Genomic DNA, 12676 nt, shown 5'->3' with positions numbered 1-12676 from the left:
TATAAGTGGGGTTATGAAACAAATTCTATTCTCCTTTCTCTTAGTAGGATTCTTATTCCAGTGCAGCAGTAGTCCCAAAAGACTTGACAATGCTGATGATTATATCTCCGACTCAGGTGGACTGACTAGCCAAGAATTGGTGAAAGCGGCCGAAAAATTAGCAGGCCAAATTGGGGAGTACTTCAAAGAAAACCCACATGAAGAAGGTGTTTTTGTGGCACACTTCCCTACGCGTAACGATACATCGGAACAAATTCAAACGGAACTGTTTGACAATGCATTTGTTTCCAAACTCATTAAAAACAAAATTTACACAGTACGAACTAAAAACAGAGAACAATCTTTGAACGAAATCCAGTTCAGTTTGTCCGGACTCACTTCCAACCGGCTTTCCATCGGAAAACTCAAATCTCCTAACTTTTTTGTTCGTTGTGACATCAACGAAAACATGTTCACTTCCAATGGAGAAAAAATTGTGGAGCAATCCATCAATATTGAACTAGTCGAAGTAGAAACTACCATTGCAGTATGGTCAGAAAAAGTATCTTACCGAAAATTAGCAGTTCGAGGTAACAAAGGGGTTAGTTGGTAATCCCTTCCAACAATACATGAAAAAATCATTTCTCTTTCTTTTTCTTCTCATTCTCGGTTGTGCAAGTGATTACAACAAAATTATCCAAGCAACCGAATCGGCATACTATGGACAGAATTATGATTCTGCCATTCCTAAAATTAGAGAACTTTATGAAGGTTCTTCCAATAAGGACAAACTTCTTTTTTTAATGGAAGCCGGTATGATCTTCCATACCAAAGGTGACTACGAAACTTCGAACAAAGTTTTTAAAGAAGCTGAAGATATAGCAGACAATATCAAAGTCAGTATGACGCGGTCAGGACTTTCGTTTATTCTATCAGATAACGAATCCAATTATACTGGTGAAGATTTTGAAAGAGTCATGATCAAGTTCTACATTGCGAACAATTATCTTTTACTAGGAGATCCAAATAACGCAAAGATTTATTTCCGAAGATTGGATTTTGAACTTAAAGAAATGCGATTTTTGGCTGCTGAATACCGCCAAAACAATGCAGCTAGATTAATCGATGCATATGTTTCTGAGAAATTGGGTCGTTTCAATGACGCAAGAGTTCAATACAAAAATATGGAACAACTCATCGGGAAAAGCCAAAACTTAATCGCCGACAGATATATGTTAGCTTACAAAGAAGGAGACTCTTCTGACCAAGCAAAGTATAGTGCAGGTCGTTCTAGTTTACAAGCTTACAACCGTTCAATGCAAAGAACATCACCAGAAAATGAAAAACTTTCTGAAGTCATTATCATCCATGAAGCTGGGAAATCTGCGATCAAAATGTCCAGAGGCCGTCTCATTGAAGATGAATACTTTTCTGCAGCTCTCCGTGGAGCTGTCGAAGTGGGTCTCCGTGCAAAAGGTGCAGGTGCTTCCTTAGCAGGTGCCATTGCAGCACTTTCAGTTGCGGAAAACCCAATTCCCGTTTACAAAGAAAGAGATCCAAAAGGTTCCCTTCCTAAACGGTACTTCATCAATGGTGTGGATGTTGGTTATTCTGATATCATGAATAATTATTCAGAAACTGCGATGAACAATTTTAATGAGAATTACAAAGCACTCATTACAAAAAACCTTACTTCTTTATCCCTTAAGGTAGTCGCTGCAGTCATCGCATCGGAAGCAATGGCTAGGGCCATTGAATCTGGTGGCAAAAGTAAAAACAATGACTTAGTTTCTGGTCTCATTCGGGTGGCCGCAGGGGCAGCGGCGGGGCTTGCGGTTTCGCAAACCATCGCTCCTGACCTACGTTGTTGGAGGACGATTCCTGCCAATTTCCAAGTTAAACGAGTTTTCCTAGCTCCAGGTGAATATGATTTTAAAGTCGAATCCCCTGGTTCGGTTGTGACAAGTGCCCCTAAAAAGTTACTTGTTGAGGCAGGAAAACCATTATTTGTTTCGGTTCGTTCCTATTCCAACTAACAGACTTTTGCTGATTTAATCGTTTTTCTTTCTTAGAAAAGTGGGAATATCGTAATCCTCTCCGTATTTTTGAAAGGGGGAGGATTGTTTTTGTGTACCGCCAATGCTACGGCCTGTTTGGCGAATTCCTTTCACCACTTCTGATTCCCTAGAAAATCCAGAATCTTTTTCTTCTGGTTTTCGTAAGTACACCATAGGTGAGATGGTTTCTTCGGAACCCACAACCTTTTGTTCTCTTTGGTATTGTTTTCCTTTTTTGGAAAATCCAGTCGCAATGACAGTGACTCGGATTTGGTCCGTAAGGCTCTCGTCTTCATTCAAACCAATGATGATGTTGGCATTTGGATCCGCTTGTGCTGTGATGATTTGTGAAACTTCATTCCATTCATGGATGGTGAGGTCACTTCCACCTGTTACATTGATGAGAAGGGATTGTGCACCTTGAATACTCGAGTCTTCCAATAGAGAATTGTTGATGGCTTGTTCCACAGCTTCACTCACACGAGTCTCACCTCGTCCTTCACCCACACCTAAAATTGCATCCCCAGTATCTTTCATGATCGTTTTGACATCGGCAAAATCTACGTTGATGATTCCAGGGTGATTGATGATATCACTGATCCCGCGTACACCATTTAACAAGATATCGTCGATCACTCTAAACGCCATATCAAATGGTGTATTTTTATCTACCACTTGGAAGATAGAATCATTTCGAATCGTAATGAGTGTGTCTACATTGGCACGGAGTTGGTCGATCCCTTGTTTGGCAAGTTCAGCACGGCGTTTGCCTTCAAACGAAAATGGAACTGTTACCACTCCTACAACCAAACATTTGAGTTCCTTCGCAATCGCTGCAATGATGGGAGCAGCGCCAGTTCCAGTACCACCACCCATTCCTGCCGTAACAAATACCATGTCAGCACCCTTTAGTGCCGAAACAATTCGTTCTTTATCTTCAATGGCAGCTTTTTGTCCTAGTTCTGGATCACCACCAGCACCCATCCCACGAGTAACTTTGTTACCCAGTTGGATTTTGACTTCAACAGGAGATTTGAGTAATACTTGTTCGTCGGTGTTCATCACAATGAAGTCAACACCAGTCATTTTAGAATTTACCATTCTTGTGACGGCATTCATTCCGCCACCACCAACTCCAATGACTTTAATAATAGCTGGGCTCGTTTTTTCTTCTTCTAGGTATAACATATACTTTTCCTCAGAGATTATTCTCCATCCAACGACGAACCTTCTTCATCCATCCCTCTCCTTCGGAAACGGTATGCATGTTTTTCTGTTCTAAGTTTTGTATTTTTGAACTATATTTAATAAGACCAACAGCAGTTGCATATTCAGGACTTGCAATTCGCTCCACAAGTCCACTTAAACCCGCAGGTTTTGCACGACCCACTGATAATTGCAAAACTTCTTCAGCAGTGGACTCAATTCCTTGTAATAGTGAAGTTCCTCCGGTAAGGATCACTCCACCTGCCAAACTTGCTTTATAACCTGAACGAATGAGTTCATGGTCGATCATTTCTAAGATTTCACGAACTCTGGGTTCTAAAATTTCTACGAGTTCTTGGCGAAACACAGATCTGGCAGGCCTACCCGAAATGGATGGAATCTCAAATTTTTCTGTTGGATCAACCATATCAATTCTGGTATGACCATATCTTTTTTTAATGATCTCAGCTGTTTCAACAGTCGTTTTTAAACCGATGGATATATCACTGGTAATGTGGAATCCACCAAACGGTACAACAGAAGAAAATGCGATTCCCCCATCTACATAAATTATGATGTCACAAATCCCTGCGCCAATATCAACAACCGCAGTACCTAAATCTTTTTCACCAGCAGTTAAAATGGCTTCAGAGGAAGCCAAACTCGACAGTACTTTATCCATTTGTAGAAGACCTGATTGTTCCACACATCGATCAATATTGTTTAGTGCCGTATTGCCGCAAGATACAATATGAACTTCAGCTTCTAACCTAACGCCGGTCATACCAATCGGATCTTTGATGTTTACTTGGTCATCAACTTTGAATTCTTTAGTGAGGACATGGATGACTTGTTGGTCATTGGGAACATGTACAGCTTGAGCAGCTTCCACAACGCGCATGATATCCATTTCAGAAACTATCCGCTCACGATTTGTAACAGCAATGATTCCTTTTTCATTAAAACCATGAACAGATTTACCAGAAACATTTACGACAACGGAAGTGATCTCTTGGCCTGCCATAAGCTCCGCATCACCAAAAGCTTCAATGATCGACTTAGTAGTTGTTTCAATGTTCACGATGGATCCATTTTTGATCCCTGTTGATGGATAAACACCAGTTCCAATGATTTCGATTTCATGGTCTCCGAGAAGTCGCCCAATGACAACCTTCACGAGTGAAGAACCTAAATCCAATGCAGTTATGATGGGGGAATCATCTTCTATCATACTAATGGTAAACGGCGTCTTCTCCCCTCAAATCAATTGTTACAGCTTTGATAGATTCTGATTCCATGTAGGCAAGTGATGCATACAATTTGCGGAAGCTATTGAGTTCTAATTTATCACCTAAAAAAACTTTCATAGGTTTTGGTGATTTTAAAAACATAGTATAATTACCGTCACGTTCAGCGACAAGTTCGGAGATTCGAGTGGATAATGCTGGGTAAAGGGAAAGGGCGTATCGCATTTCTTTAGTTATATCAAAAATCTGTCGGCCTTCTAGTTTGTGTTCTCCTACAGTAAATGGTCCACTTACCACGATTAAGTGAGTATTCAGGACTTGGTCACGGGATAAAATTTCTAAACTTTCATCCACTTCATAAAGAGAACTTCCTACATGTATGACAAATTCTGCGACTTTCTCCTCTATATGAATCAATAAAAATCCATCTGGATCCCTTGTGATTCGAACTTTATTCACACGAGGATGGTTTGAGAGTTTTTTTTCCCAATCTTTCCACTCACCCATGTTTGGTGATTCTCTATCTGTCCCTAAGTAGTCCAAAAGATCTGGAGGAGAAAGGTATTGTAATCCTTCCCATTCCAAACGTTCCACAGGTTTGACAGGCCTTCCCCATCGAAAAATAAGTCCAAGAGCCAAAAGCCCTGAAAGGACAAGAAGGATCGGAATCACACGCCCAAATCGTTTTTCTTTGATTTCTTGGGGGGTGTCAACCATATATTGATTATGTCACATACTCAGGTTGTTTGGAAAGCATTTATCAAAAGGGCATAAAAAAAGGCCAGGCGAACCTGACCTTTCTCGCGAGACTCAAGTTAAAATTGAGTGCTTAGTTTTGTGCTACCTGCATGGACTCTGAATGAAGGTCCATAGAGACAGTTTGGTATTTTTTAGCTTCTTTTTCAAGAGCCTCAGCACGGCGAAGGAGTTCCTTCTTCTCGTTCATTTGGCTAAGAGCTTTACCACCACGAGTTGAACCAGCTCTTTCACGAAGGGCTTGGGCCAATTCTGTTTTTTCTTTTGCAACATTCGCAAGGTATTCTGAAACTGCAGATTTTTGCGCTGGAGTGGTTGCTTGTTCAATCATAGCAGACTCCAAAAGTTCCAATCTGTCGTTTGTGTCTAACGCATGAAGATTTGCTGTTGCAAGTCCCATTGCCAAGATCCCTGTTGCGATTATTTTTGTTGTTTTCATGTGATCCTCTCTAGATCTGGGAACCTCTGTTTCCGATTCCCTTTTTCTTTTATGACTATAGAATTCCGAAAATAGGGATTAAATTCAATCGGAAAAAGTGGAAAAAAACTTAGATTAGTCCTTAATATCGGAAATTTATTGCTTTTTAGATTAATTTTAATCATTCCTGGATTAATTTTAATCTTTTTTTCGGTTTTGATTATATTAATCTTTGTTAGTAGGTATTAGTTTTAAGAGGTAAACCAAGAAAGTTTGCCACAAGGAAATTGATTCATTCCGCCAAAAAGGGTTTTTCATATGTTTTGTCCAAATTCCAAATCAAAAACCCTCCGGAGAGGGTCTCTGTCTTGGAAAAGTCCAATGGGGCAATTGGACCCTAGAGCCAAATGGATTATGGTTAGTATTTGGTTTTGGTATAACTCAATTTTTTATTGAGGATGATTTCTACCGTTGTCACTTCCCCAGGTTTCACGACAATCTCCGAGTTTTCGAGTTTCATTTCTTCCATAAAACTCGCTCTGATTTCGTATTTCCCTGGTTTTAGGTTGGTAAACCAAAAGTATCCGTCTTTGTCAGTTGTGACCTTAAAGATTTGGTTTGTTGATACCACTGTTGGCATATAAATAGGGTGTTTTTCGATGGGGTTATCCAATGTTTTGAAAAACACTCGCCCACGAATCGCACCAAATCCATCCATCGAACTCATCGCATCGACGGTCACGGTTTGTTTTGGAATCACAGCGGTGGCTGTTTTGTAGATCGGATAATTGTCCGCACGAATCTCTATCTGGTGAACACCTGCTGGTAAATTGTCAATTTTGACATTGTAAATATCACCAGGGATTAACGTTCCATTTTTAGTGATAGAACCCCAAATTTTTGATTTTTCGGTTGTGACTTGCGCTTTGTATTCCTGGTCATCGACGAGGACTTTGATCGCACGCACTTTGTCTTCTGGAGTTGAGGATCTCAGTTTGCCTTGTTTGTTGAGGAGGTCATAAGGAGATTTTGTGGCAGCTCCTCCGTAAGATTTATCTCGGATGATCGACGTACGGATCAGGATATTCCCAGTCGAAACAGATGGTGGAGCCGGTGGTTCCACTTCTGTGATTGGTGGGATCACAACCGTTGTTTCGTTGGCCGGAGTTGGTTCCGGCTCTGGTGCCACAGGGGTTGTTGTTTGGTTGTTTGGTGTGGTTGTTTCTACAGGTGTGATGGGAACATTCACAACAACATTTGGTGGTTTGGGTGGAGGTGTTTGTGGCTTCGGTGCTCCAGAAAGGAAAATCCCAGCCGCATTCCCTGAGACTTGTGGGGTTTGTTCGTGGCTGAATTGGCGGGCCATCTTTACCGTTTCCTCTTTTGCCACAAAGAAGGCTTCCAAAGCAGTGACAACGCTGTCTTTGTTAAGGTCTGCTTTTTCCAATGCATTTCCAAAGTTATAAGTGAAGATACCATGGTTGATGGTGCCTCCGACTTCAATGGAAGTTTGGTCATCATCCGATGAAGAGATCACTGCTTTGTCTTGGAAAAAATAATCTTCAGCATTTTGACGGACAACCCCATCATTGCCTTGGGCAATTGGGATCTCTGCGGCACCACGAGTGTTTTTTCCTTTTTTAGCAATCCCCCCAGAATAACAACAATCCATCACAAGGACTGTTTTTGGAGATTTGATTTCGGTTAAAAATTCATTGAGTTCTTCATCAGAAATATGCGGGCGATCGTAACAAATTAAATAGTTACGCATTCCATTTTTGGCTTTCGCATCTTTCATGTACATTCCATGCCCTGAGAAATACAAAAAGACGGAATCTTCTTTCCCAACCACTTTTCCCAATTGAGAGATAGCGTTTTTGACATTGTCTCGAGTCACCATGGAACCTAACAGGACTTTGATATCCTTGAAGTTTCCTTTTTTTTGGATCTTCTCTTTTAAAAAATTCGCATCTGCTTCACAGAGATTCAACTCGGGGATCTTTGCCGTGTTCCCTTTGTAGTTCGTTCCTATGAACAACGCATAACGGTTCTGCGCAAACACCGGTAAACCGATGAGATAGGCAGTTAGAATACAAACAAATATGTTTCGTAACGAAAACATGATTGGGTTTCCTCTTGTCCGAATGGAGTGCCTCATTCTCCAGTACCAGAAATCGGAAATCAATTGGATTTTTGTTTGGAATCTAAAAAACGAAAGACCTGTGGGAGGACAAATTGGCGGAATTCTTCGTTTACCCGTTTTTCCCCTCGGCAATCGTAATGGATATTATCTACAAAACGCTCTGAAGGGTAGGAAAAATCAGGAAAGAAAAAGAGTTTGGTATCGGGGTGGTTTTGGAAAAAAATAATTAACTTGGATAGTAATGCCTTTGATTCAGGAGATTCTTGGCGTTCCTTCATCCAAGGCATATACACCATACCAAATGGAATTCCCTTTTCTTTGGTGTAGGCGATCAGATCTTCCAATACGACAAAATCTGGATTGGAATCAAAATTCAAATTGGGATGTTTTAATTCTTCATCCAATTCTTTTCGAATCAGTTGTTTTGAAAATAAAACCAACTCTGGTTTCAATCGATTAGAGATATTGTATTTTCCAAAATGTCGATTGATTTGGTCTTCGATTGTGAGATTGTCTTCCAATTGTGAAGCTGATGGTTTGCATAATCCAGCTTCAATGTTTTCACATGATTCACAGAAAATAGATTTTTCTTTGTATTGTTTGTCTACCTTCCAGTTCGAAAGGCTTAATGCATTTCGTATGGCACCATGGAACCTGTAAGAATCATATAAAAGTGGAGTTGCCTTAGATAAAATAAACAAACGTTCAATACCAGTATATTGTTTTGAAAGTTCTGAAAATGTAAATTGATGGAGATACCTATGGCCAAAAAATTCCCATAGGATTTGGTTAGCGTCTTCTTGTTTTCCACTATAACTGATGACATTCGGTTTTGAAGGTGTACGAAAAAAGTTTTTTTCAATTCCTTCGTTCCATCTTCTTTCTAAGTATGTTCCAATTGTTTCGTTTTCTTTGACAACTTTTGCATCTGGATCATACAAAGGAGGTCCGTATCCAGTTGCATATAACTTTGGCGAGGCGGCAAAAAGTACCATTTTTGGTTTTTTGTTTCCTTTTGATAAATATTTATCTAAAAAGAAACGATAGTATTTTGGTCCCATTGCTGGCAAACTATGGTTATAAACAGAATATTCTGTGTTTTGGTCCTTTGCATATCCAGAGAGGGCCATGGAACGAGAATCACCTAATACGAGTATGTCGGCGTCACCTTTACCTGATTCTACAAAGTTTTTTTTGAGATTTACAAAAAAGATTTCTGGTTGTTCAAGGTAGTGGATACCAGTCAATCGAACAACGATTTCTAATACCAAAAAGAATAATAGGGTTAGTCCAATGCCTAAAAATTTAGAACGCAAAGTAAATTACCTCTTTTCCAAATACACCTCTTGTGAGGATAAGAAACGCCATAAACGATAATACAAAAGTTTGGATAATGGGATGAGTCAAAAATATCCAATACCTTTCTTTTTTGAAATAAGTGATCCCATCTATGACTAGAAGAGGTAGGAATATTTTAAAATACTCTTCCCATAACCCAAACATATTTTTTACATTATTGTTCGGTGACAAATCCCAAGTCCAAAAAGAAAGAAATTTTTGGAGATAAACGACCATCATATTAGCATCATACGATCGGAAAGCAACGGCACTAAACGAAACAAGTGAATAGACTAAGATACGACTAAAAGTTCCAGAAAGAATTGCTGAAAACTTTGAAGTAATGGAAGAAGAAGATTCATTTGAATTCACACCCAAATCATCCTTCTTATTGGAAAAACCCACTAGGTAGATGATTGTATAAACACCTTGTAAACAACCCCAAGTGATGAATGTCCAATTGGCACCATGCCAAAGCCCTGATAAGAAAAATATGATACATAAATTTCTGTATTGAGCGAACTTTCCGTACTTACTGCCTCCAAGAGAGATATAAATATAATCACGAAACCATCGATTCAATGTTACATGCCACCGATTCCAAAACTCAGTCGGAGTTTTAGAAAACTCGGGGCTATCAAAATTGACTGTGAGTGTCACACCAAGTAATCTTGAAATTCCTAGTGCAATAAAGGAATAACCTGCAAAGTCACAATAGATTTGTGTCAAAAATAAAAACCCACCCACAAACACTTGTGAGCCATCCATTGCTTGGATGATTTCGGGATTTTGAACATAAAATGATTTCCCTGCAAAAAAAACTTGGTCAACATATGTTGCTAAATTATCAGCTACATATACTTTCATAAAGTAACCAAGTAAGATGTCGTACAAACCTTTTTGTACACCATCCATAGTCGGGAACTTTGGTCGTTTCAACTGAGGGAGTAAATCTTGTGCTCTTTCGATGGGCCCTGCCACAAGTTGTGGGAAAAAATTGACAAACAATGCAAAATCAAAAAAATCACGTTCTGCTTTGATTTGTTTTCTATACACATCGATCGTATACGACATGGTTTGGAAGGTATAAAAACTAATCCCAACAGGGAGTACAATGTTTTTCAAAAGGTATGTACTCGAATCGGTTGCGGGTGTGCTACCAAGCCATATGGCGATTTGGTTCCAGGAATCGATGAGATTCACTGCAAAAAAATCATAGTATTTCATTGTAAAAAGAAGGCCCAAATTAGCAAAAATGGAAACTGATAGATAAATCCTTCTTCGGAATTGGTGTTCGGAGGATTCAATGAATCTGGCTGCTACATAGTCGATGATCGTACTGACTAAGATAAGGGTTAGGAAGAACCACTCCCACCATCCGTAGAAAAAATAAGAAGCAAAAAGTAACCAAATGTTTTGCGCACGATATGCCCATTTCTGTTTTTTGGCAAACCATCCAAAGCCTAAAAAGACCGAATACACGACAATAAAGAATAGAAAAAAGACAAAGGTATTAAAAAGCATCGGTCTTCGTTACAATTTCTAGGTTAGTAGATTCTGTAAAATTCAAAAATGCAAGAAAAATGGAGAATCTTATCGTTGACCCGTTCCTATTTACCAAAAATCTAAGAGTTACTTTGGATCTACTCTCGGAACTCAAAACCAAATTCGGTTTTTCTGAATTTCGCCCAGGCCAAAGGGATGCCATTACATCTGTCTTGGATGGTCGGGACACTCTTGCAATTTTGCCTACAGGTGCGGGAAAATCCCTTATATACCAATTACCTGCAGCAATCCAAAAAGACAAACTAACGCTCGTTATTTCTCCGCTCATCGCACTGATGAAAGACCAAACCGAAAGTTTACTTGCCAAAGGAATTCCAGCTGCATTTTGTAATTCTACACAAGACGAAGTGGAACAAATGACCATCCTCTCCCAAGCGGTAAGAGGAGAGATTCGTGTTTTACTCGTTTCTCCCGAAAGAGCCCTATCCAACGGTTTTCTAAGAATTTTACGCGAAATGAATTTGTTCGCTTTGGTAGTGGATGAAGCCCATTGTGTTTCACAATGGGGTCATGATTTTCGGCCGGAATACCGCCAAATCCATGTTTTACGAGAAAAACATCCCAATCCCCATTTCCCAATTTTAGCACTGACTGCCACGGCAACGGAAAAAGTACAAACCGATGTACAAGCTTCTTTGGGAATGCGATCACCAAACGTTGTACTTTCGACATTTTTTCGACCCAATCTCAAATTCAGTGTGGAATACCCAAGCCAAGAAAGAGAGAAAGTCGACCGTCTCATGGAACTTCTAGAACCATGGAAAGATGGAACCAAGTTTCCTGGTCGAGCCATTGTTTATTGTGCCACACGAAAAAAAACGGACGAAGTGTACGAACTTTTAAAAGATTTTGGATTTTCAGTAGGGAAATACCATGCAGGCCGAACAGATGGCATTCGGGAACGTACACAAAATGCATACACTTCGGGGAAAGTTCCTATTCTTGTGGCAACAAATGCCTTTGGGATGGGAATGGATCAACCTGATGTACGTTTGGTGGTTCATTACCAAGTCCCAGCTTCATTAGAAGCATATTACCAAGAGGCTGGACGTGCTGGTCGTGATAACCAAAACTCTGAATGTGTATTATTTTACAAATCAGGTGATGTTGCAACCCAAATGTTTATGTTGTCAAAAGAAACAAACTTCAAAGGTGGGGATACTTTACTCAAATATATAAAAGAGTATGCTAACAATGAAATTTGTAGGCAGGTACAACTATGTTCCTATTTTGGGGAAACCATTTCGCCTTGTGGGAAATGTGATATCTGTACAGAAACAGGCGTTAGTGTTAATCGAAACAAATTCATAACTTCGGAAAAAGTAAAACTCCAGAAAAAAAATGAAAAAAGAGAACACCCACTTTCAGAATGGGAAGAAGAAACCATTCAAAATTTTTTAAAGGAACACCCTGCAGTTTTTGGTAAAAACATCATTGCAAAAACATTAGTTGGCAAACGAACAAAAGATGTCCTTCGTTATCGAATGGAACGAAATCCATTCCATGGAAAATTGGAAGGGATCCCAGAAGAAGCAGTTGTTGCCAAATTAGAAACCTGGGTAGAAGAAAAAAAAGTTTTGGTCGCAGGAGCTAAGTATCCAAAGTTATATTTACCAAATTTTTCAAAAACAAAAGTAAAACTTTCTGCTTCATCTAACTCAAATGAGGCGGATAGCAAAAATTCTAAACCTAAAAAAGTTCCATCATTAAATTCACAAATTTTAAAAGAACTGATGAATTATAGGGATCGGAAAGCACGACAACTCAAATGGAAAAAGTTTATGGTCTTTCAGAATCCTGTCCTCAAACGAATTGCCGAAAGAAAACCAAAAAATTTATCCGAATTGGAAGCCACCAAAGGAGTGGGCCCTGCAAAAGTGGAAAGGTTTGGAAATGATATCATTGAAATTTTGGCAAAATGGGACTAAACTAGAAAACAACTTTTGTATCAATCAACAATAATGTC

At 39.4% G+C, this 12676-nt stretch carries 10 protein-coding genes; 3 read left to right on the top strand and 7 right to left on the bottom strand.

Features of this window, described 5'->3' with window-relative positions; all coding sequences use genetic code 11:
• The first annotated feature begins 13 nt into the window (after nucleotides 1-13).
• Nucleotides 14-592 (top strand): penicillin-binding protein activator LpoB, encoded by a 579-nt coding sequence (locus tag EHQ43_RS18740; RefSeq protein WP_012387350.1) that lies wholly within the window; start codon nucleotides 14-16, stop codon nucleotides 590-592.
• Between the two features lie 16 nt (nucleotides 593-608).
• Nucleotides 609-2015: a COG3014 family protein gene (locus EHQ43_RS18735; RefSeq protein WP_135740816.1), complete on the top strand. Its 1407-nt coding sequence runs from the start codon at nucleotides 609-611 to the stop codon at nucleotides 2013-2015.
• Between the two features lie 15 nt (nucleotides 2016-2030).
• On the opposite strand, the gene ftsZ is transcribed toward EHQ43_RS18735, so the two are convergent.
• From ftsZ to EHQ43_RS18700, 7 genes are all read right to left on the bottom strand, one after another.
• Nucleotides 2031-3224 (bottom strand): cell division protein FtsZ, encoded by a 1194-nt coding sequence (ftsZ, locus tag EHQ43_RS18730; protein WP_135740815.1) that lies wholly within the window; start codon nucleotides 3222-3224, stop codon nucleotides 2031-2033.
• A 10-nt stretch (nucleotides 3225-3234) separates the two neighbouring features.
• Nucleotides 3235-4473: a cell division protein FtsA gene (ftsA, locus tag EHQ43_RS18725; protein WP_135740814.1), complete on the bottom strand. Its 1239-nt coding sequence runs from the start codon at nucleotides 4471-4473 to the stop codon at nucleotides 3235-3237.
• A 1-nt stretch (nucleotide 4474) separates the two neighbouring features.
• Nucleotides 4475-5206 carry a cell division protein FtsQ/DivIB gene (locus EHQ43_RS18720; RefSeq protein ID WP_135740813.1) on the bottom strand — a complete coding sequence of 244 codons (732 nt, stop codon included), beginning with the start codon at nucleotides 5204-5206 and terminating at the stop codon, nucleotides 4475-4477.
• A 112-nt stretch (nucleotides 5207-5318) separates the two neighbouring features.
• Nucleotides 5319-5684, bottom strand: a complete 366-nt coding sequence (locus EHQ43_RS18715) for an LIC_10421 family protein (protein ID WP_135740812.1) — start codon at nucleotides 5682-5684, stop codon at nucleotides 5319-5321.
• 397 nt (nucleotides 5685-6081) lie between these two features.
• A complete protein-coding gene (locus EHQ43_RS18710) occupies nucleotides 6082-7788 on the bottom strand; it encodes a caspase family protein (RefSeq protein WP_425269671.1) in 1707 nt (568 codons plus the stop codon).
• A gap of 56 nt (nucleotides 7789-7844) precedes the next feature.
• Nucleotides 7845-9122, bottom strand: coding sequence for a DUF1574 domain-containing protein (locus EHQ43_RS18705; protein ID WP_135772015.1), 1278 nt, complete (start codon nucleotides 9120-9122; stop codon nucleotides 7845-7847).
• Nucleotides 9112-10668 carry an MBOAT family O-acyltransferase gene (locus EHQ43_RS18700; RefSeq protein ID WP_135753603.1) on the bottom strand — a complete coding sequence of 519 codons (1557 nt, stop codon included), beginning with the start codon at nucleotides 10666-10668 and terminating at the stop codon, nucleotides 9112-9114. Before EHQ43_RS18700 ends, EHQ43_RS18705 begins: the two co-directional genes overlap by 11 nt.
• 59 nt (nucleotides 10669-10727) lie before the next feature.
• Between EHQ43_RS18700 and EHQ43_RS18695 the strand changes: the two genes are divergently transcribed.
• The gene (locus tag EHQ43_RS18695; RefSeq protein WP_135772014.1) at nucleotides 10728-12638 is read left to right on the top strand and encodes a RecQ family ATP-dependent DNA helicase; all 1911 of its coding nucleotides are present in this window, start codon (nucleotides 10728-10730) and stop codon (nucleotides 12636-12638) included.
• Nucleotides 12639-12676 lie beyond the last annotated feature (38 nt).

This window comes from Leptospira bouyouniensis, assembly GCF_004769525.1.
Taxonomy (GTDB): Bacteria; Spirochaetota; Leptospiria; order Leptospirales; family Leptospiraceae; genus Leptospira_A; species Leptospira_A bouyouniensis.
The sequence above is the reverse complement of the archived record's forward strand: the minus strand, read 5'-3'. Positions and strand labels throughout refer to the sequence as shown.

Excerpts from the sequence above, each read along its gene's own strand:
- EHQ43_RS18740 (WP_012387350.1), top strand. The coding sequence starts at position 14 with ATGAAACAAATTCTATTCTCCTTTCTCTTAGTAGGATTCTTATTCCAG.
- EHQ43_RS18735 (WP_135740816.1), top strand. The coding sequence starts at position 609 with ATGAAAAAATCATTTCTCTTTCTTTTTCTTCTCATTCTCGGTTGTGCA.
- ftsZ (WP_135740815.1), bottom strand. The coding sequence starts at position 3,224 with ATGTTATACCTAGAAGAAGAAAAAACGAGCCCAGCTATTATTAAAGTC.
- ftsA (WP_135740814.1), bottom strand. The coding sequence starts at position 4,473 with ATGATAGAAGATGATTCCCCCATCATAACTGCATTGGATTTAGGTTCT.
- EHQ43_RS18720 (WP_135740813.1), bottom strand. The coding sequence starts at position 5,206 with ATGGTTGACACCCCCCAAGAAATCAAAGAAAAACGATTTGGGCGTGTG.
- EHQ43_RS18715 (WP_135740812.1), bottom strand. The coding sequence starts at position 5,684 with ATGAAAACAACAAAAATAATCGCAACAGGGATCTTGGCAATGGGACTT.
- EHQ43_RS18700 (WP_135753603.1), bottom strand. The coding sequence starts at position 10,668 with ATGCTTTTTAATACCTTTGTCTTTTTTCTATTCTTTATTGTCGTGTAT.
- EHQ43_RS18695 (WP_135772014.1), top strand. The coding sequence starts at position 10,728 with ATGGAGAATCTTATCGTTGACCCGTTCCTATTTACCAAAAATCTAAGA.